This is a genomic window from Paracoccus hibiscisoli, from assembly GCF_005048265.1.
GTDB classification, from domain to species: domain Bacteria; phylum Pseudomonadota; class Alphaproteobacteria; order Rhodobacterales; family Rhodobacteraceae; genus Paracoccus; species Paracoccus hibiscisoli.
Genome location: NZ_SUNH01000038.1, coordinates 1 through 24392, shown reverse-complemented (window position 1 = coordinate 24392; position 24392 = coordinate 1). Strand labels below are relative to the sequence as shown.

Here is a 24392-nt window from a genome sequence, read left to right as displayed (position 1 = left end):
GCTCGTCCTGATCCTGAAGTTTGATCGCCGCTGCGTTCGCATACATGATCGGCCAGAAATCAATGGCGCCTTCGCCCCGTTCAAGCATGACGGCTCCGGTGGTCATCGCGTCGATGGCAGTCCTGAAGAGTCTGAGATCGCGCTGTTCGCTCACCTCGCGGGTCACATCCCGGAAGTGGACCGCGATGCCTGTCTGCGTCGCCCCGTTCAAGCATGACGGCTCCGGTGGTCATCGCGTCGATGGCAGTCCTGAAGAGTCTGAGATCGCGCTGTTCGCTCACCTCGCGGGTCACATCCCGGAAGTGGACCGCGATGCCTGTCTGCGCAGGATGCACGGTGACGTGAAACCAGCTTTCCAGCGGCGCAAAATAAGCTTGGAATGATTCCGAGCGTCCCGTTTCCCTTACAGCTCGGTAATTCTGCTCGAAGACCGTGCCGCAAGCGTCTGGAAATTCGTCCCAGATACATTGCCCAACAAGCTCTGCCGGGTCGCGACGGAGCATGTGCTCAGAGGCAGCGTTCACAAAGGTGAACCGCCAGCTCTTGTCGAGTAGGAAAAAGCCATCCGTCATCGTGCGCAGGACGAAGGACAGCTCTGCCTGCGCGCGCATTTGCTTGTCAATCGCAGCGCGTTCCCGACTGATGTCCTGAAAGGCACCCTGCAGGGCCACCACATGTCCGTCCTGCAAAATTGCTTCGCCAATGGTTCTGGCCCAAAATATCCTGCCCGTCATTGACCGACACTGAACATCTAAATTCCACGGCGTCCCGCTGGCCAGGCACGTCTTTACAGCCTCCGTAACAGGTTGACTGCTTCTCTCGACGTAAAACGACAGAGCGAACTCAAGACTGAGTTCCGATCCCTTCGGCACGGCGAATAGATCATAAAGCAGCGGGGTCCATTCCACCCGATCGTCACCAACGCGGTAATACCACGCGCCAGTCTGGCTGGCCGCGCAGGCGCCGCGCAGGAGCCGGAGCTCGTCATGCTGATCCATCGTTGCCGGCGTCCTTCTAGACTATCGTCAGATGCCCCCGGGAGGTGTCCGACAAGAAACGCTCAATGGCTATCCTGAGGTCCAGCCTCTTCAGCGTCCAAATGCAAAAACCCTCCGCGCCGGCTACCAATCTCAGACCGGCACAATTTGGTTAAGATCGTGGTACCAACGGGGGGAGGTCGAATGGAACAAGATAAAAGGCTTGTTCAGAGACTAGAAGAAAAATCATCCAGAGCTTTTTTTAGCTCGAATTCGCTGAATGGTTTGCTGATCCAGTCTACCGGGTTTGCTGATGCGGCTCGCTCACGGGTTTCTGGATTTCCATAAGCCGACACAAAAATCGATCGGATGCCAAGCAGCTGGTAAAGCTCTATCGCGGCGCTAACCCCATCGCGATCACCGTGGATATTAATGTCCATGGTTACGCAGTCGGGCTGGTGCTGCCGAGCCAAACGAACTGCTTCGGAGGCGCTGGAAGCCTTGCAGACGACTTCAGCACCAAGATCTTCGAGGGTCATCTCAAGATCCATGGCGATGAGCGCTTCATCCTCGACAATCATGATGCGGAGGGGGCGTCCTATGCCGGGCGTATATCCCCCAGCTCCCGCAATTGTGTTTGCGCTCATCATGATCGGAAAGGGAGTATGGACGGGTAGAGACTGCGTCCGCATGATCGAGCGGTTGTGCGGCCGACGCCGATCAGTACGTCCCGATTTTAGAGAATGACAGCAAAGGATCATCATAGGTTTTTAGCTCCAAACGAGAACGGAATTGGACCAAAGCCTTCGCTCCGCTGTCATCGGTCAGTTTGAGTGACGCCCCGATCTGACGGCAAAGCGCTTGCACAAGTGTCAGCCCCGAAGACCGTGATTCAACATGTTTTCCAAAACCAGGACCGCCATCCTTCACCTCAAACCGGTAATCTCCTAAGGAAGCCGTGAACGACACCGAAATAGTACCGCTTGTCTCGGAAAGACCATATTTAAAGGCATTCGTGACAAGTTCGTTAGCAATCAACGAGAGGCAATGAGCCTCCTCGGAATTCATTTTCCCGTCCTCGATCAAGACCCTAACTCTGTCTGACCCTCCAAATCCAGAGGCGGTTCCTTGGACCACTTGTTCGAGGAAATCTCGGCTGGATAAAACCCCGGCGTTCGCATTCTGATAGAGCGCCTCTTGTACCGCACTCATTGCGTGAAGACGCTGAGAAGCAGTCGCAACAAATTCTGCAACCTCGCTTGAGGAACGCCTTGTCCGTGACATCCGGATGAGGGACAGCATCTGTTGAATGTTGTTCTTGACGCGATGCTGCAGTTCACGAACCAGAACGCGGTTCTCGGCCAGCGCTTCTTTCAAAAGCGCATTTTCGCGGACACGCTCCAGCAAGACGCGATCCATCTCTGCCAGACGCCGGTTCAAAACACTGAAGTGATCACCACTCACCTCGTTTAACCTTACGATGACCAAGGTCTCAGCAGCGTCCGGGTGCCGAACGCGTGCAGCGAGTGCACGGCAGCGCCTTTCTCCCGCCTCCAGCCGAACGTCCATTGCGCCAAGATGAGAGGAGGTCGATCTGGCAGCACGAGACAGAAAGGCAGAGACATCTGCCGGTGCCACCACCTTGTTGAAGAAGCTTAGTTGAAGAATATCTTGACCCAACAGGGTTCGGGCCGCCGTGTTTGCACGGTACACTGTCCCACCAAGAGAAATCACCAAGGCCGCTTCCTGAAGAAACTCCAGATCAATCCCGACGACCGCTGTATCTTGAGCTGCCATCAGTGTTCGACCCTGAAATACTCTCGTGCATTCGGTTCGATTGTTTCGAGCGGTTTAAGATGGACGATCACCCTGCAACCCGGATGTCCGGCCGCAATCGCCTCTTCGATCTCAACACGAGCATAGCCGAGGTTCTGTGCCGTGATCGATCCGAAAACATTCGACGTCATCATGCAAAGCGAGGGACGGCCCTCTACGAACTTACCGAACGGGCAGGCGCGATTGCCAAGAACGATGCGATCTTCGCGCTCTTCAATGATGAAGAAATCGCCTTTGATCCGACGTTTCAGGTCAACGAGGACGTCTTGGACCTGCCTCCTGTCAAGCCGGTCTACCTTCAACGCTGCCCGGTATGACGCATCTATCTGCTCGCCGATGGCCCCGCCTACAACGCTGATGTAACCCGATGCCTCTGTTACTCCCACGACGCTTTCAAGCGTACCGGCCAACTCTCTCAGTAGGCTTCGCAGGAAAATATCGCGTTCAAGATCAACGGGGGCATGCTGAACGGCACTCTCATTCTGGCCATTCGCTCCTGTCATGATGCACCTTTCGGTATAGGGATGGACCTAATTTCATTTGTTAGGCGACAGCAACAGGACTTAGCTTAGACGAGGTACCGCGTATACAGACACCAATAATGGATAGCCTCCTCCTGTAGTCCCTGTACATACCGTACTTTTAACAACTGGACCGTTTCGTTGATCCAGTCCCAAAAGTGGATGTCTTGGGCAGAAGTCTTCATAGCGTGGCGAGGTACGGGAACGGATCTTTGTGTATACTGAAACATCTCCTTCTCACCAATCAACGGCAACGATCTGCGAGCCGACGGTTCGACACGCAGATCGGCAGGTGAGTTCAGCGGCGGGCCATCAGCAAGCCCAGAAGCACGCCGATGCCCGCTGCAATACCCAAAGCGTGAATAGGGTAGCCGCGCACAAGGTCTCTGGTTTCCTCGTAACCCAGCTCGGCATAAAAAGCTGCCTCCTGCGCTCGCTGTTCGCCGACCTTATAGAGCCGCTTGCCATAATCCTGTCCCGCCTCTTTGAGGGGAGCAGCATATTCGCGGGCAGCGTCCAGAGTCCCACGCGCAAGGGCTGCACCAGGTTCACCCAGGCGCGCAGCCTGTTCCTCATAAGGGCCTGAGGTATCGTTGGCCGCTGCGTTAACATCGCGGTCCGTCTTGACAGTCGGCTTCTGTGCCATTGTTTGGTCCTTTTTTGCATGGGATCGCTGGCTCTGAGATAACAGAACCCATAGTCAGGGCGCCTGAATAGGGAGCAGCTCGCATCACGATGACCGCCAGGGGTTACGCGGCTTCAGCGCGTTATCATCGCACTCAGCAGCTGCGTCGCTGATCGAGCCCTCGGGCATCTCCGTCAGCTTGGTGCCCGCGGCACCTCCCTGAGCCAAGATGGTATCGAGACGAGCCTTGGCCTTATCCAGACCACGCTCCGCTGTGCAAGCGAACGCGAGTGTTCGCCCGCCGTTCCACCATCGGCGAGTAATCCTTGTTAAGTCGGACAATCAGGAGTTTTCTGATCTGGCTCTCGAATGTCCATGCCGTTTAGGCCAAACGGCATGGATGGCGTATGCTGCCGCCAACCCGAGGAGGGCCCCGGCAGCGACGTCGATGGGATAGTGTTTTCCGCGCGGAACCTGGATCCCCGAAACCATCGCCGCGATTGCCAGGGCAGGCACTGCTGTCTGTGGCAGATCGCGAGCCATGACGGTCGCGGCTGCCACCGCTCCTGCAGTATGGCCAGACGGAAATGACGTGTCATGCCCACCTTCGCTTTCACCCGGCTCGCATTCGTAGGTTTGTTCTTCGATCATCACCTCTGGCCGTGACCGCTTGAAATTATTTTTGATGATCCGCTTGACGGAGTTCGAAAGAATGTGCGCCATCATCATCTTGACGCCTGCCTGCGCCACACGCGGACGATCGGCAACAACCCCTGCCCCGATTATCGCGGCGCATATTGCCGATAGGGGTATCTGATCCGCAATCTCGCTGGCCGCCCCAAGCGTTTCGACCACCGGGTGATAACGGTTACGCGCTGCAGAACGGGCAACCTCTTTGTCCACCTCCTCGATGGTGCTCACGACGTCGGATGAACGTTCATCATCTTGGCTGTTCAGGCTCATGGCTGATCGCTTTCTTCTTTATCTTGCGCCGCTAACGCAGCGATCCCGCGGAAGCGTCGGCGTCCTACCCAAGTTCCTGCAATAAAAGCTAACGCCGAGTGATAGATTAGGCTGCTCATTGGCGCGTTGAGCCCACCTCAGATGTCTGATCCGATGGTGCGAACTTTTTCGGAAATGTAGGGAAGTATGGACCGGTTCGTCACGGAAGCGCTACGACCACACATGTCGTCAGAGCTGCAATGATAAGGGCTGGCCCACCATCGGTCCGGGGACCTTGGTCCGAATGATCGCACGCCTCTTTCGCGACGCTGACCCGCGTCCTGATCAGCGGCACAAGGCGCGGGTTGACGCCAGAGTTGATTGCGGATCTCCGTAGCCGAATTGCCTTCGCTCGCATCCCGATAGCCTTGCGCCGGGCCTTTCGCTTGCGGAACGAGGTCCAGCCGCAGGTCTCGATCCCCGCGAAGAACATCGTAGTACCTGCGTCGGTCGGTGCGAGCCATTGCACGCCCTGCCACTTGCCGAGGGCTCCAACAAGTTGTTTACCGGCACCAGGCAGTGACGCCCCTGCCCCAGCCAGCGCCGCCAATGGGGCAGGCAGAGGTTGCGTACGTTCGTAACGCTAGAATCCTGCGCGGTCTTCAGGACCGATGGCATCCTCATCACACCTTGGCCGAATCCAGCCCGTCGAAGCCGTTGCGGACGATCGGAGATTGCTGATCAGGATAGATCCTGGCCGATCATCCGATGCAGTGCCCGGATGATCTGATCCGTGGGATAGGGTTTCGGAAAGAAACACGCCCCATCCGGCAGGTCACCATCCCCGACACCCAGGATGCCGGATGCCACGATGATCCGGATGTCGGGCCAGGTCACAGCGACATGGGCCGCCAGCACAAGACCGTTCATCGACCCCGGCATGTCCACATCGGTGAACAGGATGCCGATGTCCGATGCGCCGTTCAGCGTGGTCAGCGCGGCATCCGCGGATTTTGCCTGATAGGTCCTGAAGCCCGCGTCCTCTATCATGTCGACGGCCTCCATGCGGATGAGGACATCGTCTTCGACGACAAGGACGGCACGGCGGGGCTGGGACATGATCGCTCTTTGCTTGTGGTCGGCGGCAGGTAGGCCGTCACTCCTGCTGCGACAGACCGGACAGCGGCGCCGTCAGTTCAAAGCGCAAACCATCGGGGTCGTAGTTCAGTTCCGCAACCCCGTCGAAGTATCCCGCCAATGCCTGTTCGATCATGCGGCTTCCGAAACCTTGTCTTCCGGGGCTCCTGACCGTCGGTCCCCCCCGCTCCGTCCAGCGTAGGAAAAAGCCGGGGGGCGTGGTGGTGTCGTCCCTGTGCCATTCGACCAGGACCTGCCCGGTGTCATTCAACAACGCGCCATACTTGGCGGCATTGGTGGCCAGTTCGTGTAGCGCCATCGTCAGGGCAAGCGCCTGCTTGGACCCGATAGGTATCGCCGCGCCCTCGATCACGAAGCGGCCGGTGCTTATCGAATGCGGCTTCAGCGCGGCCTCGACCACCTCGGTGATCGCGGTTTCAGTCCAAGTCGCCTCGACCAGGCGATCATGGGCCTGCGCCATGATCCCGATCCGTGACTGGATCGAGGCGCGCGCATTCTCCAGCGAATCCGCCTGACGCAGGGTCTGCGACACGATCGAGTGGACCATCGCCATCGAGTTCTTGACGCGGTGGTTCATCTCTCCAAGCATCAGCTGCTGCTGTTCCTCGGCTACTTTGATGCGGTTGATGTCCGTGCAGCTGCCGTACCAGCGGGTGATCCGCCCCTTGGCATCGCGGACCGGCTGCGCCCGGCCCAGCACCCACCGATACTCGCCGGACCGGTGCCTCAGGCGATACTCGATCTCGTAGGGTTGACCGTTCGCCAGGCTTTCGCGCCACCGCGCCCACGTCCGGTCCTGATCGTCAGGATGGAACATGTCGGCCCAGGCCTCGCCGTCGGTCGAACCGTCGGGCACACCGGTGAACTCGTACCAGCGGTGGTTGTAATAGTCGTGGAAGCCGTCGGGACGGGTGGACCAGATCATCTGATTGATCGAATCCGCGATGGCGTGGAACTTGGCCTCGCTGTCATGCAGCTGCGCCTCGCGCATCTGCAACTCGTGCATCTGGTCGCGGGCGTCGTACTGGCGCGCCCTGGCCTTCAGCGCAGAGCGCACGGCGCGCACCAACTCCTCGGCGTGCAGCGGTCGCGACAGCAGCACCCCGTTCTGCAACGCATCGATGCGTGCCCTCGCCCGATCGGAACGATGGCGTGCCGTGCCGTTGGTCAGGACGATGAACGGCACGTCTGACCAGGACGGCTGTTCAGCCAGAGCCTGCTGCAACAGCCCCTCATCGGGTGCGATCAGCGATTCCTCGGTCGCCAGGGCCACGCCGATAGAGGAACGGATCAGCGCGGCCAGCGCGGGGATGCTGGCGGCGGTTACGGATGCGATGCCGGCCTTGTCCAGGACCGCGGCTGCGACCGCGGCGTCCCGGCCCCGCGGCGCAAGGATCGCCACCGTCAGGCCAAGGTCGGCCGCATTGTCCCCAAAGGGTCCCGACGCCGCAGATCGATCCGTCACGCGGGGTCGTCCCGGCCCGCGGCGCCGGTCATCAGCGCGGCCCCCGAATGGCGCAATACCGGCGTTCCCGACAGGATACCGGTAAAGCCCCGGATCGGGGCGCCGATGACGATGCCGCCTGTATCGATCCTCAGCTCGCGGATGGTGCGCTCGTGGTCCGAGGTGCGGGTCTTGATCACGGCAATGGACTTGCGCACCTCGCCGTCGGCCTCAAAGAACCGCAGCATCATCACGGTATCCGCCAGATAGCTGATATCCAGATCCGACCGCAGATCGCCCGTCACGCCATGCTGGCCCAGGATCATCATCGACACGACCCCCTGCTGCGCCAGATAGCTCAGCAGCTCGTGCATCTGCAGGACAAGAAAATTGTCGCTTGGCATGGCATGCAGATAGGCGTTCAGGCTGTCGATCACGACCAGGCTGACCTCGTCCCTGTCAACGGCCGTGCGGACCGCATGGGCGAATTCGCCGGGCGACAGCTCGGCCGGGTCGATCTGCCTTATGGCCAGCGAGCCGTCATCGATGAAGGGCTGCAGATCCATGTCCAGCGCCTTGCACCGGGTCATCAGCGTGGACAGCCGTTCATCGAACAGGAAATAGGCCGCCTTCTGACCACGCTCTAGCGCCGCAATCATGCAGCGCACCGCGGTCGTCGTCTTGCCCACCCCGGCAGGCCCGGCCAACAGGGTGTTGGTGCCGGGAAACAGCCCCTCGCCCAGCAGCGCGTCCAGCCCCGCAAGGCCGGTCGTCACGGGCTCTATGGAAAAGCTGCGGCGATGATCGGCCGCGATCAGGCGGGGATAGACGCAGATCCCGCCGCGTTCGATCGTGAAGTCGTGATAGCCGCCGTGATATTTCAGGCCGCGCATCTTCACCACCCGCAGGCGGCGACGCTCGGAGCCGAAATCGTTGGCCAGCTGCTCCAACGAGATGACGCCATGGGCGATCGAATGCAGCTGCAGGTCGCCCGGCTCTGCCGTGCGGTCGTCCAGCATCAGCACCGTGCATTTCCGGCGCGCAAAGAAATGCTTCAGCGCCAGGATCTGGCGGCGGTAGCGAAGCGGGTTCTGCGCCAGCAGCCGCAGCTCGGACAGGCTGTCCAACACCACGCGCGTGGGGTCTGTCCGCTCGACCAGCTCAAAGATGCCACGGACCGTCTCGCCCAGTTCGACCTCGCTCGGATGCAGCAACGACTGCTCGTGGTCGGCGCCGAACTCGTCCTCGGCGACCATCTCGAAGACATCAATGCCCTCCAGCGTCAGGTCGTGCGACTGCGCGACGGCTCTCAGCTCGTTCTCGGTCTCGGACAGCGTGATGTACAGGCCGCGGTGACCGACCCGCCGCCCCTCCATCAGAAACTTCAGCGCCAGGGTCGTCTTGCCCGATCCCGGCGTCCCCTCAATAAGATAGAGCCGGGACGGCGTCAGCCCGCCCCGCAGCACGGCATCAAGACCGGATGTCCCCGTCCCGAACCGTGCATCGGGATACCTCCCGGCTGTCTCATGGCTCATCTTACATCCTCGATCTCGACGGTCATCCAACGGATGTCCCAAACCAGCACTTGAGTTCCAATCCTCAGGAATATCCTGCCACCAGCGCCGTGGTTCGCCTGATTAGCACGACTACGGCCTCACCGATGCCCGCGCCACCTGATAGAAGATGACTGCCATAGGCGGTTCAGGGTCACCTATCGGACGGGCTCGGCCCTGCGAATAAGGCGTAAGATCTTAATCTTGGATCGTACATCGTCACCTACGGCTCAATTTGAAGAACACTTCTGTCTTTCCTGACGCCGACACTATAGACAGTCCCATCCTCGCCACCGGATGGCCCGGACCATCGTGATCGCTTCGTCTCTCCCGGGAGATCCCTCAGGCCCTGGACCAGTCCAAGGCTTGCATACGCTTACAAACGGTCGTTTAGTGGAAGCTTGTGATATTGTAATCCGGTCCCACATGCTTCTTGTCGGCTATGCCCGTGTCTCGACGGATGATCAGACCCTCCTGCCCCAGGTCCAGGCTTTGATGGCCGCAGGCTGTGCCTTGGTTCTTGAGGAACAAGCCTCGGGCGGTGACCGCGCGCGTCCCGTGCTGGCGCAATTGCTAATGAAGATACGGTAGATATGTGCGCAGGCTTAGACAGCGCCGATGCGCGAAGCGGAAAGTCAGCGGAACAGGTCACCTGACTGGCTACAGCAGGCTCGTAGGCTGTATTTGTATTATCTGGGGCTCAACACCCCGCTCAGGCACCGCCGCAAAAGTATGCTTGCGAAGAGTTCGGCTGCTGGGCTTGGTTGGGCGTAGATTGTGCATTCAGCCTCGACCCAGAAGGATCTCCGCTTTCCCATGGACGCCCAAGCGGTGCTGGGTGGTTTGCATAGGCGGCCGCTAATATGCCAGTGCAGATGCCACAATAGAATTGAATAAGTTTGGTCGGCGCGGATAATCCGCCGATAAGCCACCGCCTTAACACCTGCACAACAACTGTAACCCATGGGTTACGCGCATTCAGATCGACGCGTAACCCGCGGGTTACTTCTCATCCAACACCTTGTGAAATGCTTCAATTGCGCTCTGAAGGCGCTTCCTGTCGATCGAAGAAAAGTCGGTGCCAGAAAGAATTCTGCATTCACCCTTCCGCGCTGTTACCTTTGCCTCACCGACGTGAAATTCGTACTTCACTGCCTTCTTCTGATCGGCCCCGCGCCCCGGAGTGCCCCGACCTGCCAAAGCGGCCGGTGGCCGTGACAGCACCTCGGTTTGCTCTTCCGCCGACCTGACCGATGCTAGAGCATTTCGGAGGGACACTGAGACTTCGGGGAAGGCCTGGATCCTCCTGGCAACCTCGACCCCCAAATTGCGCGAGATCGCTTTGGGATAAGGCAACACATCGCCAAGTTCCTGCAGCAAAAAAACAAAGCTTCGGATATAAGACCGCTTCATCTTGTGAAGCGATGCAAAGATCCGACCCACAAGAACATCGGCCTCCTGCCCTTCCATGCCAGCATCAGCCGCCGCAGTGATGGCCACCTGCGCCATCTCGGCGAAGCTTAGGTCCTCACGGATGACGTTTTCCTCGACCATGTCGATGTAAAGGTCGATCCGATCCGCTGGACCTGAAGAAACCCGCGCCGTCACGACCGCGAAGCGCGTATCGCCGGTCTCTTGCCACAGCTGTTTCAAAGCCGTCAAACGTCGCCAGCCCTTCTTCAACTGAAACCCTGCATTGGTTCTAAAGACCTCGATCGGCTCTTTCTGCCCCCGGGCACGAATGGACGCTTTAAGTTCCTCCATCTCGTCAGAACCCGCGGTCGCCGCAAGATCGATACGGTCGCGCGGAAGGTCGTCAGTCCTAATGTCGTCGACGCGGATTATCTCGAGCACCCGGCCTTCGCCCTGAGCCGTCCTGAAGGCCTTGGCATCTGACGCATTCTGACGGCGCTGCTCGACCAAGGACTCAGTGCTTTCGGCAAGGCTTCCCGCGGCTTCGCGAACAGCCGCACCCATCGGTCCAACTTCGCGCTTGCGCGGCTTGACGCTGGCTGGCTCCAAAGGCTCGAAACCGAACTTTCCCTTCCCGCTCATGCACCCATACCCCCATTGCTGTTTTTGCCATCCCATGCCCGAAGCACGGTCTCTCGGAACTCAATATAGGCGGTATCAAAGCTCTGTCTGGCACGCTTCCATGTTTCACGGGTCATCTGTCGATAGTCCTGCTCATAGACCGATTGCTGGAAACGCCCGGACTGCTCGACAGCCCGCGTCATCTCGATGGCATTCTTGCAAACATCATCACCAAAGACGTTCCGGAAGGCATCCATCATCGCGATATGTAGTGGGTTCGACGCCTCAAAACGGGTCATTAGCAGCCTGACATCATCGAATTTCTTGGGCAGACTGATCCCGGCATCCTGCGCCAGCGTCGCGAAGCCGGAAGAAATATCCTCCATCGCGTCGCCCAGCTGGCCTAGATAGCTCGTGGTCGAGTCGTACTCCCAGTACCCCGGACCCGAAGGCACGTAGAGGATGTCGGCAGCGAATGCAGCGTTTAGGGATTGATAGCCGATGGCCGGAGGGCAGTCGAAAATGATGATGTCATACTGGTCGTCGGGAAGTTCATCGAGATATCTGGAAATGCAGCCGAAAAAGCTCCAAGCTTTATGAAGTGCCCGATACTGCGCACTTGCGAATTCGACAAAGGCAGCATTCGCGCAGCTGGGAATGACATCGATCGTTGACCAGGCGGTTTTCTGAATGAAGTCCTGCGCGCGTTGCGCACCGATGGATTGGACATCTTCGGGCAGTTCGTCAGAGGAAGGGTAGGGGCAGTCGGCCGGGTCGTCGTATGCGGCTACAATGCGGTCGGCCTCGCGACACAGGTCACGACACATGATCCCCCAAACAGTATTCCATTCCTTGACCTCGACCAGACCCATCGAATGGGTAAGCGTGGCCTGGGGGTCAAAGTCGATTACCAACACGCGATAGCCGTCCAGCGCGGCGCCATTTGCCAAATGATGGGCGACCACCGTCTTGCCCACGCCGCCCTTGAAGTTGGAGACCGCAATCCGCATGGCGCGTCCGGGCGGTCGCTTTGGCATCAAAGTCTTTCCACGAAAGCGCAGCCTCCGGCGCAGCTCATTAATTTCATTCAGGCTGAACCAGCGCTGGCGACCGTCCTCTTCCACGATCCCCTGTGGCAAAGAGGGATCATCAGCCAGCTTCTTGCGAAGCGTGTCCGCCGGGATGTTGAACATGAATTGACTGATTTCCCAGATTGAGAAAGGCCGTAGGGTCTTCTTTTCGGAAGGTGAGAACGTTGCCTTCCTGACTGCTGCCTGCTGTGCGAGGCTGCGTTCGTTCATTCCTTGAAGGTGAGTATGGTCCCGCATGTGTCAGCTCGCGTTTTATGGCTTCCCCTTCTGAATAACGCGAAACGCCAGAAAAGCAAATCCGCCGTTCTGCGTTTTGCCATTCTTATGTCGCCCCATGCAAGAACGCGATATCGGATGGATATAGGGACATATTTTACCGGCTCCGGACCGTTTCGGTGACACCAAAACGTCGATAGGGTGACACCTTGTCTGTCACCCTTAACCTATATAACCGGATTTTTATCATTCTGAGAGGACGTCAGCACTAATCGCGCTTTTGATTACTCGTTGACAGATTGCAGGATTTTAATCACTCTCCTAGCATGAGCAGAATCGGACGAAGACGCCGAGAGAGATGCCAAGGGGGCAGCAATGAAGGCGACAAGATCCACCGGGCCGCACGCCTCGGTTCAGAAATATGACCTTCTGACAGCGATGGCTATTGCCGGCCTCCACGGAAAAGCCGGCTTTCAAACCTCCATGCTTCGCCTCGTTGCCTTGGTCACCGCCCGCTACAACTGGAAACTGGACGAGCTGACAGTCGGACAGCGTGACCTTGCACGGATGTGGTCGGTGGATGAACGAACCGTCAAGCGAGAGATCAAGCGGCTGTTAGAAAACGAGATACTTATTCAACTTCGGCCGGGCGTACGGGGCCGTGTCGCCGCCTATCGGCTCAACCAGCGCGAGATCTATCGAAGAAGCGAATCCCATTGGGAAGAGGTTGGACCGGATTTTGCCGCCAGGATGGATACTAACAGGCAATGCCCGGATGCCGTCGGGCCAACAGTCGTCCGGGTTAACTTTCGTCCTATGATTGCACCGGATGATCCGCAGAAAACGGCATGGGGGCGTACATGCGTGCGCCTGGCTGATATCGACCCAGATCTCTATAAAAGCTGGTTCTCCGCTTTGGTTTTCGAGGATTTTGAGCAGGCAGCGCTCCGCCTTCGAGCGCCGTCTTCCTTTGTGGCAAAATACGTCGTTACGCATCATCAAAAGCGCTTGCAGGACGTGGCGAGCAGTGAGTTCGGCGCGATCAGAAAGGTCGAGATCATATTCTGAGCGGCCTCCCTTCGGACCGCTGCACCACTTCGACACGGCGGCCGTGAATTTTTCAAAGGCCCCGCAACGTTTCCAGAATCGAAGCCAGCGGCATGGCCCTCAGTCCCTGAGCCACGGGGATATCATGTTCCCCCGCATAGACCAGAACGCCTTGATCGGCTTTGATGTCCGCAACCGCCAGATGGAACCCGCGTGATACCTTAGGTGTGGTCGTCCGCTTGACTTCGATGGCCCAAGTTCTGCCGCTCGGAAGCCGCAAGACAAGGTCAACCTCCGCTCCCGCTGAGGTCCGGTAGAAGAATGGTTCGGTTCCCGCCGGTGCAGCCGCAATGAGGGCCTCAAGGCAGAACCCCTCCCAACTCCCGCCCACCACGGGATGACCTAGCAGATCTTCCAATGTCTCAAGTCCAAGCAGAGCGTGAACAAGACCGCTATCCCGGACGAAGACCTTGGGTGACTTTACCAGTCTCTTGCCAACATTCTCATGCCAAGGCTGAAGGCGTCGGACCAGCATCAGGTCGACAAGCAGGTCCAGATAGCGCCCGACTGTCTGGCCCGAGACGCCCAAGCCCTCGGCCAGTGCGGCGGCGTTCAGCAGGCCGCCCTGCGCATGCGCCAGCATGGTCCAGAAACGGCGCAAGGTGGTTGCAGGGATCCGCGGACCCAAGGCCGGGATATCGCGTTCCAGATAGGTGCGCAGGAAATCCTTGCGCCAGTCCATGCTGCTCTTGCTGTTATCGGCTTGGAAGCTATCGGGAAACCCTCCCCGCAGCCAAAGGTCGTTCAGCCGATCCGTACCTACTTCGTCAAGAAGAAGTGGCGGCATTTCAATATAGCGGACGCGTCCAGCAAGCGATTCTGCCGATTGATGCAACAGAACGTTCGATGCTGACCCGAGCAGCAGGAACTGTCCGGTTCGAAACCCTTGGCGACGTCGCGTGTCTATCTGGCCACGAAGGCTCTTGAACAGTCCTGGAAGCTGCTGAACCTCGTCCAAAATGACCAGCTTTCCCGCCAGTTCGTCCAGATAGAGATCGGGCTCGATCATAATCTGTCGATCAGAGCTGCGTTCCAGATCCAGATAGACCGACGGTTGCTGTTCGGCGACCCACAGGGCAAGAGTTGTTTTGCCTACCTGCCGGGGGCCGAGAAGAACGACTGCAGCCTGTTTCTCAAGGGCTGACAGGACGATCTGATTGGCTTGACGCTTGTACATACCTTGCAATTACTCCACAAGATAGAAGAATTGCAAGGTAAATATCTAGTAGCAAAGCAGAACTCGCTGATCTGCGATGGCCTACGCGTGTACCCCCAAGATCAGTCAAATCATTCCCAGCTTTTCGGCTTGCCCGAGCAGCATCTTGACGGAGGAGGGCTGCCATTTGGTCCTCCCACGGGGCGTCCTCTCGCGCATAGCCTCCAGACGCTCACAGATTGCCTGCAATGTGATACTTGCGTCGGCGCCTTTGATCGCGGCAACAATAGCAGGCAACCGGTCATCTGTTGGGCGCCTTGCTGCGCGCGTCATCACAGTTGCGGGCAGGAAGCCTTCGCGCACATAGGCGCGGGTGGCCCGCAGCAGCCGTGGCTGCGTCCAGCGGCGGTTTTCCGGTAATGGGGCATTGACGATGCGCAGCACGTCCTCCCACGCCATCTCCGGGCGCAGGCGACGGACATAGGGCACCCACTCGGTCGCCGTGTTGGCCAGACGTTCCATATAGCCATCATGGCGCGCCAGCCGGATCTTGCGCAGGGCGACCGGATCTTTGGCACGAAGGCCCGGATTACCACCGATCCGGCCTCTGGTTCTTGCACTAGCCAGCCCCGCTTTTGTCCGTTCACGGATCAAGGCACGCTCGAACTCTGCCGCAGCGCCCAGCACCTGCAGGGTGAATTTTCCCTGCGGACTGGCGGTATCGATCGGATCCTCGATCGAGCGGAAGAAGGCGCCCTTGGCCTCCAGCCGCTCGATCACCTCCAGCAGGTGCGACAACGACCGCGCTAACCGGTCGATCCTGACCACGACCAGCGTGTCGCCTTTACGCATCTCATCCAGCAACCGCGCCAGCACGGGACGCGCGCGGTCACCGCCAGAGGCTTGTTCCTCAAGAACGAAGGCACAACCTGCGGCCTTCAATGCCTGAACCTGGGGCAGGGGGGTCTGATCCTCGGTCGAGACGCGGGCGTAGCCGATGAGCGGCATGGGAAGGGGCTTTCTGCAATCCGGTCGGCTTGAATTAAACGACCGTTCTTGAACATGGGGCAGGGGAAATGATGTATTCCCCGAGCGGCCTATGAGTTGGAAATCTCTTAGTTGAGCGAGGCTGCTGCCTTAGACCAGATGACGGGAATGGCCGCGTGCTGATCTGGGTATGTTGCTCTCACGCGTGGCGAAGGATGGGCCGAGTGCCAGACTCTCAGATCCCGCATTGCCAGCATATTCGCGGCACGCGCAGCCTTCTTACCGACAAGGACCACACTTTGAAGGCGGGGCAGAAGGTTCAGCAACGCCTCCAAGCGCAACAGCCCAACTCGCCACTCCTCAGGCGTCACCTTTATGCTGTCATTCCACCAGGGTATCGCATTCCAGATCAGCGTCTCATTTCGCATGATCGGGATTTGCTGCATGAACGTGAATGTGGCGGCCGCGCTCTCGTCATCGTTGTCGCGGGAGATGAAACCGGAACCAGCGCGGCCCGGCCGATCGGCGTCTGTCATGGGACCAGGCTTCTCCAAAAGAAAGAGGATGCGGGCACCCACACCGCCGTCCATCGGATCGAAGTCTGGAACGGCCCCGCGACCTTCGGCTCTGAGACCTGCCACCATGTCATTCAGCGGCGCCATGTGGGGGCTGTCGCGCAACATCTTCCGATAGGTTATCTGGCGGATATCGCGCAAGCCGCGCGGCACGACAGGGGCAGGGAGGCCGTCTGCCGGAATGATGATAGGCTCATCCTCCACATCATAAATGAATTTGCTTTTGCGCGGCATTGCGAGTGTCAATCTCCATGGTGATCGGCTTACCGCGTCTGGTTTGGTAAGCTGCAATCTTCATACAGGCTAGAGTTTTATTGCAGTTTCGCGCTAGGCGGAACTCCCACGGGAGAACGCGCAGACACACCCCAAGCCAAAAGCCTGTCGTTGATTGTGATAGCGTTGCATGCGATGATGACAGCCTATGCGGAGGTAACCATGGCCAGCATCACAATTAGAAACCTTCAGGATGACGTCAAGCGACGGCTGCGCATCAGGGCTGCTGAGCATGGTCGCTCCATGGAGGAGGAAGCCCGCGAAATCCTGCGCGAGGTCGTGGGGGAGGCGAAGCCTGCTCATAACCTGGCCGCAGCTATTCGAGCCCGTGTTGCGCCTCTTGGAGGGGCCACCTTGGACCTACCGCCGCGAGAGCCTATGAGAGACCCGCCAGCATTTGATCAGGCGTGAGCATGATCATCGTTGACACGAACGTGGTCTCCGAGCTGTTGCGCCCTGAGCCTGAGCCGCGTGTTGAGCGGTGGCTTTCTCAGCAAGACGGCCAGAATGTTTATCTGACAGCAATTTCCGAAGCCGAGCTTCGTCATGGCTTGGCCATCATGCCTGCTGGGAAACGGCGCACCGCCCTGATGAATGCTGTTGATCATATCCTTCGTGAGGATATGGCGGGCCGCATTCTGCCCTTCGACAGTGCCGCCGCGCAATCTTATGCAATAATCGCAGCGGGACGGCGTGCTGCCGGTCGCCCGATCATGCAGGCCGACTGCCAGATCGCCGCAATAGCGCACGCCCACGGCGCACCTGTTGCCACCCGGAACACGCCCGACTTCGAGGGCTGTGGCATAGATCTGATCAATCCCTGGAATGCTGAATGAACGCCGTTGAGATTGAACAGGCCATCTCCGAACTGGCAGAGCAGCCTTTCGACCCCGCCGAATTCCCTTATGCCTTCCTGACGGCCTTCGGGAACAAGGACACGACGATCAAGCGGCTTCGCAGCGGCGGGACCAACAAGTCGGATTTTGCGGGCCCGTGGGGTGGCGTTCTCCAGACGAACAACATCCACCTGGCGGCCTGCGCGCCTGGCGCTGTCGCCGAAGCGCTGGCCGCTCTCAGGGCCAGCCCTCTGACAGCCCGCGCCAAGGCCAAGTTCATTCTTGCCACTGATGGCATCGACTTGGAGGCAGAAGACATCACCAGCGGGGAGACGATCGCCTGCCGTTATGTCGATTTCCCGGACCATTTCGGTTTCTTCCTGCCGCTTGCGGGCATTTCCACGGTCAAGCAGATTCGGGAGAGCGCGTTCGATATCCGCGCCACCAGCCGCCTGAACCGTCTCTATGTCGAGCTGATCAAGGACAATCCCGATTGGGGCAGCTCGGACCGCCGCGATGACATGAACCATTTCATGGCGCGGCTGATCTTCTGCTTCTTTGCCGAGGACACTGAAATCTTCGCCACTGAGCGCCTGTTTACCGCGACGGTCGATCGGATGTCGGACCGGGACGGTGCCAACACGCATGAGGTCATCGGCGAGATCTTCCGCGCGATGAACACGCCCATCGCAAAACGAGCCGAGGCCAAGCTGCCGCGGTGGGCCGATGCTTTCCCCTATGTGAACGGAGGGCTCTTCTCGGGCAGCACCGATATGCCGCGCTTCTCGAAGATCGCACAGCGCTATCTGTCCCATATTGGCGGCCTCGACTGGACGCAGATCAACCCGGACATCTTCGGGTCGATGATCCAGGCGGTCGCGGACGAGGAAGAACGCTCTATCCTGGGCATGCACTATACCAGCGTGCCGAACATCCTGAAGGTGCTGAACCCGCTGTTTCTGGACGATCTCCGGGGAGAGCTGCAGGCGGCAGGCGACAACACCCGCAAGCTGGCCAATCTGCGTGCGCGCATGGCCAAGATCCGGGTCTTTGATCCGGCCTGCGGGTCGGGCAATTTCCTGGTCATCGCCTATAAGGAGATGCGGGCCATCGAGGCCGAGATCAACCGGCGCCGCGGCGAGGCGGACCGCCGCACAGACATCCCCCTGACCAACTATCGCGGGATCGAGCTGCGCAACTTTTCGGCCGAGATCGCGCGGCTGGCGCTGATCATCGCGGAATACCAGTGCGACGTGACCTATCGCGGGCAAAAGGAAGCGCTGGCTGAGTTCCTGCCGCTGGACGCGCAGAACTGGATCACCTGCGGCAACGCCCTGCGGCTGGACTGGCTGTCGGTCTGCCCGCCCACGGGGGCGGGGGTCAGGTTTCAGGCCGATGACCTGTTCATGTCGCCGCTGGATCAGGCGCAGATCGACTTCGAGAACGAAGGAGGTGAGACCTATATCTGCGGGAACCCGCCATTCAAAGGTTCTAGGAAGCAGCAAGCGCAAGAAAAGGAAGACTTGGAGCGCGTATTTTCCGGCCTGACAGGAAAATGGAAGAACGTCGACTACGTCGGTGCGTGGCTTATGAAGGCCGCACTATACAACGATGCTTGCGAGGCGCCTTTCGCCTTCGTGGCAACCAATAGCATTTGCCAAGGTCAACAGGTCCCAATTACATGGGCGTTGTTACAATAACGTGGCTTTCGTATCCGCTTTGCACATACGTCTTTCAAATGGTCAAATCTGGCGGCCAAAAAGGCGGGGGTTACCGTGGTCGTCACGGGCCTCGACCGCAAGTCAGATGGCAGTCGCTGGATCTTCACAGAAGATGCCAAACGGGAAGTGCTGAATATCAACCCCTATCTGACACATCATAATATCGATGTGGTGCCTGCACATAAGAAGCCGCGTTTCACAGAAGTTCCTATGGAATACGGCGTATACTATTCTAAATCGGCAGGTTTGATACTTGAACCCACTGAAAAGTCAAAGCTGGCAGAGGAAGGCCTTCCTCTAAATTTCATGCGTCGATTTCTCGGCTCATCTGAGTTTATCAACGGAAAAGAGCGATATTGCCTTTGGATAGATGACACCGAACTATTGGAGGTAAGTAAAATCCCTGAGGTTCGGGAGCGCATTGCAGCCGTAAAGCACGACCGGTTAGAGACCGATGATGCAGCAGTGAACAAGTTGGCATCAAGACCCCATCAGTTTCGGGAACGAAAAGGTGATGAGGCTGTCAAAATCTTTATTCCTATCGTTTCCTCGGAGAACCGCGAGTATTTTCCTGCTGGTTTGTCTGACACGTCGGTGATCCCAACAAACAAAGCATTCTTCATCCCAAATGGCCCATTGTGGACGTTGTCAATAATCAGTTCCAAGCTGCATTTGGCTTGGATTGACACAATATGCGGACGGCTCAGAACAGACTATTCGTATTCCAACACCCTCGGCTGGAACACCTTCCCCGTCCCTAAGCTGACCGAAAGGAACCGCGTCGACCTGACAGCGGCGGCGGAAGGCATCCTTCTGGCCCGAGAGGCGCATTTTCCCGCCACCATCGCCGACCTTTACGACCCCGAAACCATGCCCGCCGACCTGCGTGCCGCCCATGACCACAATGACGAGGTGCTGGAACGCATCTATATCGGCCGCCGCTTTCGCAACGACACAGAGCGGCTGGAAAAGCTGTTTGAGATGTACACGAAGATGACCACGAAGGTCAGCGCCTAATGTTCACCCGCATCGCCTATGCCCAGCTGAACTCGCGCCAGAAGGAAAACTTCAATTTCCAAAAGATCGCCGCGCGGCTGGCCGATTACGGGTTCAACAGTATTCGCCTGACAGATGACTGGCAGGGGGCTGACTTCATCGCCGTGCACATCGACGGTGAGACCTTTCTGAAGGTCCAGCTCAAGGGGCGGCTGGTCGTCGACCGGAAATATCACGGCAAGGGTATCCACATCGCCTTTCTGCACGGCGATGAGCTTTATCTCTATGATCACGACGCGCTGGTCAGCTTCATGGAAGCAAACAACAAGATCGGTGCAGACAGCGTATCCTGGCATCAGCATGGCTTCCGCACTTGGCCCGGCCCCCCGGCCTGGGCCATCACCTATTTGAGCCAGTTCAGGATTTCGCAATGACCAAGGCTGTACCGTCCGTCTCCGTCACCTATGCCGCCAATGGTAGTTCGACCAAGGCGAACGAGCTTGGCATGCGGGCCATGCAGGAGCGCGCCTATGACAGGCGGGGCGAGCAGTATCTTCTGATCAAGTCACCCCCAGCCTCGGGCAAGTCGCGGGCGCTGATGTTCATCGCCCTGGACAAGCTGCGCAACCAGGGCCTGCGCCAGGCCATCGTGGTGGTGCCAGAAAAATCCATCGGCTCCAGCTTCAATGACGAGCCGCTGAGCCACCATGGGTTCTGGGCTGACTGGACCGTCAAGCCGCAATGGAACCTATGCAATGCCCCCGGCGGTGATGACGGCAAGGTCGGTGCCGTGGGCAAGTTCCTGGCCAGCGAGGACCAGGTGCTCGTCTGCACTCATGCCACTTTCCGCTTTGCCGTGGACAGGTTCGGGGTCGAGGCCTTCGATGACCGCCTGATCGCGGTGGACGAGTTTCACCACGTCTCGGCCAATCCCGACAATAAGCTGGGCGCGCATCTGGGTGCGCTGGTGGCCCGCGACAAGGTGCATCTGGTCGCCATGACCGGGTCCTATTTCCGCGGTGACGCCGAGGCGGTCCTGTCACCCGAGGACGAGGCGCGGTTCGATACCGTCACTTACACCTATTACGAACAGCTGAACGGCTATCAGCCTCTGAAAACGCTGGATATCGGCTACTTCTTCTATTCCGGCTCCTATGCCGATGACATCCTGAAGGTATTGGACCCGAACGAGAAGACGATCCTGCACATTCCGAACGTGAACTCCCGCGAGAGCACCAAGGACAAGCACCGGGAAGTCGAGCATATCATCGATGCCCTTGGTGACTGGCAGGGCACCGATCCGGTCACCGGATTTCAGCTGGTCAGAACGCCGGGCGGGCGGATGCTGCGCATTGCCGATCTGGTGGATGACGAGCCGACCAAGCGCGACCGCGTCTCGGCCGCGCTGAAAGACACGGCGCAGAAGAACAACCGTGATCATGTTGATATCATCGTGGCTTTGGGCATGGCCAAGGAGGGCTTCGACTGGATCTGGTGCGAACACGCTCTGACCGTCGGCTATCGCGCTAGCCTGACAGAGATCGTGCAAATCATCGGTCGCGCCACACGCGATGCCGTGGGCAAGACCCGCGCCCGGTTCACGAACCTAATTGCCGAACCTGATGCCGCAGAGGCAGCAGTCACAGAGGCGGTGAACGACACACTAAAAGCCATCGCCGCCAGCCTGCTGATGAAACAGGTTCTGGCGCCCCGGTTCAACTTCACGCCCAAAAGCCCGAAATGCGGCCCGGTCGAAGGTTTCGATTACGGGGCAGGTGGCTATGATCCCGCGAAAGAAAATGTTGGTTTCAACGAGGCCAGCGGCCAGTTTCAGATCGAGATCAAGGGGCTGTCGGAGCCCAAGAGCAAGGAAGCCAAGAGTATCTGCCAGGAGGACCTGAACGAGGTCATCACGGCATTCGTGCAGGACAAGACGACGATCGAACGGGGCCTCTTTGACGAGGAGCTGGTGCCGGAAGAGCTGACCCAGGTCCGCATGGGCAAGATCGTCGGCGCGAGATTTCCGGAACTGGATGCAGAGGACCAGGAGGCGGTGCGTCAGCATGCCGTGGCCGCCCTGAACCTGACACAGAAGGCCAAGGAGATCGTGCTCTCAGGCGCGGGTGGTGAAACCGCCTCGGGTAATACCGCCCTGATCGACGGTGTTCGGAAGTTCGCGATGGATGTGCGCGAGTTGGACATCGACCTGATTGATCGGATTAATCCCTTTGGGGAAGCCTACGCGATCCTCGCCAAGACCATGAGTGAAGAAAGTCTCAGGGAAATCGCGGCGATCATCGGGGCAAAGAAAGTGCAGATGCCGCTTGAAGAGGCCCGTGACCTGGCCCGTCGGGCCGTTAAATTTAGACAGGAGCGGGGACGCCTGCCGTTACTTACCGCGACTGATCCGTGGGAAAAAAGGATGGCAGAAGGCGTCGCCTATCTGACTCGCCTGAAGCAGGAGGCCGCCAATGGCTAAGACATTCACCGACGAAGACGATGCATTGCTGGCCGAACTGGGCATTGAGGTTGAGGCCAAAAGGCATGTCAGCCGGACACCGCGAGAAGAGCGCATCATTGCAGGCTTTGAGGAGATCCAGAAATTCGTCACCAAGCATGGGCGCGTGCCACAGCATGGCGAGGACCGAGATATCTTCGAGCGCCTCTATGCAGTCCGGCTGGATCGCATCCGCGATCAGGCCGAATGTCGTGAGCTAGTGGTGCTGCTGGACAGTCAAGGACTTCTGTCCGGGGCATATCAAGAAACCACCGGGCCTGATCTGGACAGCTTGGACGATGATGCCCTTCTTGCAGAGCTGGGCGTGGAGATTACCGCCCCGGCGATCACCGAACTAACCCATGTACGGTCAACTGCCGAAAAAAAGGCTGCCGATGAGGTCGCAGCGCGGGAGAGGTGCGATGATTTCGCGACCTTCAAACCGTTGTTCGAGCAGGTTCAGAAGGAGCTGAACAGCGGAATGCGTGAGACGCGCCCTTTTGAAATGAAGGCTGAGATCGAGAAGGGGCGCTTTTTCATCGTCAGTGGGCAGAAAGCCTATGTGGCCGAGAAGGGCGAGACGAACATCAACGATCAGGGGCGCACGGACGCCCGGTTGCGGGTGATCTTCGACAACGGCACCGAGAGCAATATGCTCATGCGATCTCTGCAGCGCGCCCTGAACAAGGACGAGGCCGGGCGGCGCATTACCGATCCATCGGCAGGACCGCTGTTCTCCGACCAGACAATGGAGGGCGATGAAGCCAGCGGGACCATCTATGTCCTGCGCAGCAAGTCTGACCATCCAGTGGTGGCGGCGAACAGAGAGCTGATCCACAAGATCAGCGTCACAAACCTGAGCGTCGAAAAACGCATCGCGGGGGCTCATCTGCAGCCGACATTCCTGATGGCCAATGTTGAGGTCGTGGCGACCTACGATCTCTACAACATCAACCGGACCAAGCTGGAAAATCTCATCCATCGGATATTTGAGCCTGCGCGGCTGGATATCGAGATCATGGATCGTTTCGGCCGACCTGTGACACCGCGAGAATGGTTTCTGGTGCCGATGTACGCGATCAAGGATGCTGTTGAGAAAATTAAAGATGGAAGCATTTCAGGCTTTGTCTATGACCCAAAGCAAGCTCAGCTAACTAAAAGGTAGAAGTTCAGTAAGCCGCAGAAGCACGCACGTAAGGTCTACTTGCTGAGATCAGATTAACTTCCGCTGCTGCAAGTGCTTACGTTGCAGTGGTAGCGACTTTAGGAGGCGAAGCATGTGCCAATCGAGCTTGCGTGCCAAGTTTTGTACCTGTGTCGATGACAAGCCACTAGGTTATCCCCGTTGGGAGCTCTGGCGTTCCAACCATAAGCAGGACGACCTAGAGCTGCATATGGTCGGTTCATTCATGCCACCCGCGCTTGATCATGAACTTCTCGTTGATCGGGTGCTTCATGATCTGAACAGACCTGACGCGTTCGACACAAATCTAAGTTTTCATGACGGTGACAAACTCGTCCTGCATTGGCGTAGGGGAGCCGCTATAGCATTCCGCTACGACAATGAAGAATGGTCTGAAGCGTGCGGAGCGAGCTTACGGAAGCCTGGCAAGGACAGACCGCTGGCAGTTGGCCGACTGGAAAGTCACCGGCGCTGAAGCATTGAGCCTCAGCAGAAAATACTAACTGTTACATAAGTCAGATTACTAGGTATTATAATTGTAGAACGGTAGGTTCTATTCTGAAATGCGACACGCCATGATTTGCTGGTGTTTACAGATCGAGGAGCTCCCCCGTGACGTCGCATCTCACCCTCTCCGAGCGCCGCATCATCGCGGGTATGCTGC

Annotated in this window: 21 protein-coding genes and 2 pseudogenes; 9 read left to right on the top strand and 14 right to left on the bottom strand. The window is 58.3% G+C overall.

The genetic code is table 11. The features are described from left to right. Positions 1-80: 80 nt before the first annotated feature. The 9 genes from FA740_RS17520 to FA740_RS17480 all read right to left on the bottom strand — a co-directional run bounded on the left by FA740_RS17520 (position 81) and on the right by FA740_RS17480 (position 9038). A complete protein-coding gene (locus FA740_RS17520; RefSeq protein ID WP_136858115.1) occupies positions 81-998 on the bottom strand; it encodes a PAS domain-containing protein in 918 nt (305 codons plus the stop codon). A 206-nt stretch (positions 999-1204) separates the two neighbouring features. Further along, positions 1205-1558 carry a response regulator gene (locus FA740_RS17515; protein ID WP_211243739.1) on the bottom strand — a complete coding sequence of 118 codons (354 nt, stop codon included), beginning with the start codon at positions 1556-1558 and terminating at the stop codon, positions 1205-1207. A gap of 139 nt (positions 1559-1697) precedes the next feature. Continuing rightward, positions 1698-2774 (bottom strand): sensor histidine kinase, encoded by a 1077-nt coding sequence (locus FA740_RS17510; RefSeq protein WP_136858112.1) that lies wholly within the window; start codon positions 2772-2774, stop codon positions 1698-1700. After that, the gene (locus FA740_RS17505) at positions 2774-3316 is read right to left on the bottom strand and encodes a methanogen output domain 1-containing protein (protein WP_136858110.1); all 543 of its coding nucleotides are present in this window, start codon (positions 3314-3316) and stop codon (positions 2774-2776) included. The genes FA740_RS17510 and FA740_RS17505 overlap by 1 nt, the downstream gene beginning before the upstream one ends. A gap of 316 nt (positions 3317-3632) precedes the next feature. Continuing rightward, positions 3633-3980, bottom strand: a complete 348-nt coding sequence (locus tag FA740_RS17500; protein ID WP_136858108.1) for an ElaB/YgaM/YqjD family protein — start codon at positions 3978-3980, stop codon at positions 3633-3635. Positions 3981-4301: 321 nt separating this feature from the next. Beyond that, positions 4302-4922: a phosphatase PAP2 family protein gene (locus FA740_RS17495; protein ID WP_136858107.1), complete on the bottom strand. Its 621-nt coding sequence runs from the start codon at positions 4920-4922 to the stop codon at positions 4302-4304. Positions 4923-5642: 720 nt separating this feature from the next. Next, complete coding sequence (locus tag FA740_RS17490) at positions 5643-6020, bottom strand: response regulator (RefSeq protein WP_136858105.1); 378 nt, start codon at positions 6018-6020, stop codon at positions 5643-5645. 37 nt (positions 6021-6057) lie between these two features. Continuing rightward, on the bottom strand, positions 6058-7524 hold the full coding sequence (locus tag FA740_RS17485) for a sensor histidine kinase (RefSeq protein ID WP_136858103.1): 1467 nt from the start codon (positions 7522-7524) through the stop codon (positions 6058-6060). Beyond that, on the bottom strand, positions 7521-9038 hold the full coding sequence (locus FA740_RS17480) for an ATPase domain-containing protein (RefSeq protein ID WP_136858101.1): 1518 nt from the start codon (positions 9036-9038) through the stop codon (positions 7521-7523). The genes FA740_RS17485 and FA740_RS17480 overlap by 4 nt, the downstream gene beginning before the upstream one ends. 444 nt (positions 9039-9482) lie before the next feature. Between FA740_RS17480 and FA740_RS17475 the strand changes: the two are divergent. Beyond that, positions 9483-9641: pseudogene (locus FA740_RS17475) on the top strand (recombinase family protein); the annotation flags it as partial. A gap of 417 nt (positions 9642-10058) precedes the next feature. Here FA740_RS17475 and FA740_RS17470 read toward each other — a convergent pair. Beyond that, the gene (locus FA740_RS17470) at positions 10059-11111 is read right to left on the bottom strand and encodes a ParB/RepB/Spo0J family partition protein (protein ID WP_136858097.1); all 1053 of its coding nucleotides are present in this window, start codon (positions 11109-11111) and stop codon (positions 10059-10061) included. Beyond that, positions 11108-12418: an AAA family ATPase gene (locus tag FA740_RS17465; protein WP_136858095.1), complete on the bottom strand. Its 1311-nt coding sequence runs from the start codon at positions 12416-12418 to the stop codon at positions 11108-11110. Before FA740_RS17465 ends, FA740_RS17470 begins: the two co-directional genes overlap by 4 nt. A gap of 354 nt (positions 12419-12772) precedes the next feature. On the opposite strand from FA740_RS17465, the gene FA740_RS17460 reads away from it, so the two are divergent. After that, the gene (locus tag FA740_RS17460) at positions 12773-13465 is read left to right on the top strand and encodes a DnaA N-terminal domain-containing protein (RefSeq protein WP_136858093.1); all 693 of its coding nucleotides are present in this window, start codon (positions 12773-12775) and stop codon (positions 13463-13465) included. Positions 13466-13517: 52 nt separating this feature from the next. Here FA740_RS17460 and FA740_RS17455 read toward each other — a convergent pair whose 3' ends face one another. The 3 genes from FA740_RS17455 to FA740_RS17445 all read right to left on the bottom strand — a co-directional run bounded on the left by FA740_RS17455 (position 13518) and on the right by FA740_RS17445 (position 16456). After that, a complete protein-coding gene (locus FA740_RS17455) occupies positions 13518-14681 on the bottom strand; it encodes an ATP-binding protein (RefSeq protein WP_136858092.1) in 1164 nt (387 codons plus the stop codon). 105 nt (positions 14682-14786) lie between these two features. Continuing rightward, complete coding sequence (locus FA740_RS17450; RefSeq protein WP_136858090.1) at positions 14787-15668, bottom strand: recombinase family protein; 882 nt, start codon at positions 15666-15668, stop codon at positions 14787-14789. 107 nt (positions 15669-15775) lie between these two features. Continuing rightward, positions 15776-16456 (bottom strand): uracil-DNA glycosylase, encoded by a 681-nt coding sequence (locus FA740_RS17445; RefSeq protein WP_211243738.1) that lies wholly within the window; start codon positions 16454-16456, stop codon positions 15776-15778. Between the two features lie 174 nt (positions 16457-16630). On the opposite strand from FA740_RS17445, the gene FA740_RS20525 reads away from it, so the two are divergent. The 7 genes and pseudogenes from FA740_RS20525 to FA740_RS17415 all read left to right on the top strand — a co-directional run bounded on the left by FA740_RS20525 (position 16631) and on the right by FA740_RS17415 (position 23710). Continuing rightward, positions 16631-16906, top strand: coding sequence for a FitA-like ribbon-helix-helix domain-containing protein (locus tag FA740_RS20525; protein ID WP_420873156.1), 276 nt, complete (start codon positions 16631-16633; stop codon positions 16904-16906). A 2-nt stretch (positions 16907-16908) separates the two neighbouring features. Further along, complete coding sequence (locus FA740_RS17435) at positions 16909-17331, top strand: type II toxin-antitoxin system VapC family toxin (protein ID WP_136858087.1); 423 nt, start codon at positions 16909-16911, stop codon at positions 17329-17331. Then, positions 17328-19145 (top strand): annotated as a pseudogene (locus tag FA740_RS20200) (DNA methyltransferase); the annotation flags it as partial. The gene FA740_RS17435 and the pseudogene FA740_RS20200, both read left to right, overlap by 4 nt. Before the next feature lie 33 nt (positions 19146-19178). Next, on the top strand, positions 19179-20069 hold the full coding sequence (locus FA740_RS20570) for a type IIL restriction-modification enzyme MmeI (RefSeq protein WP_338119680.1): 891 nt from the start codon (positions 19179-19181) through the stop codon (positions 20067-20069). After that, positions 20069-20482: a hypothetical protein gene (locus FA740_RS17425; protein WP_136858086.1), complete on the top strand. Its 414-nt coding sequence runs from the start codon at positions 20069-20071 to the stop codon at positions 20480-20482. Before FA740_RS20570 ends, FA740_RS17425 begins: the two co-directional genes overlap by 1 nt. Then, on the top strand, positions 20479-22527 hold the full coding sequence (locus tag FA740_RS17420; protein WP_136858084.1) for a DEAD/DEAH box helicase: 2049 nt from the start codon (positions 20479-20481) through the stop codon (positions 22525-22527). The genes FA740_RS17425 and FA740_RS17420 overlap by 4 nt, the downstream gene beginning before the upstream one ends. Next, the gene (locus tag FA740_RS17415) at positions 22520-23710 is read left to right on the top strand and encodes a GIY-YIG nuclease family protein (protein ID WP_136858082.1); all 1191 of its coding nucleotides are present in this window, start codon (positions 22520-22522) and stop codon (positions 23708-23710) included. Before FA740_RS17420 ends, FA740_RS17415 begins: the two co-directional genes overlap by 8 nt. The last annotated feature ends 682 nt before the right edge of the window (positions 23711-24392 follow it).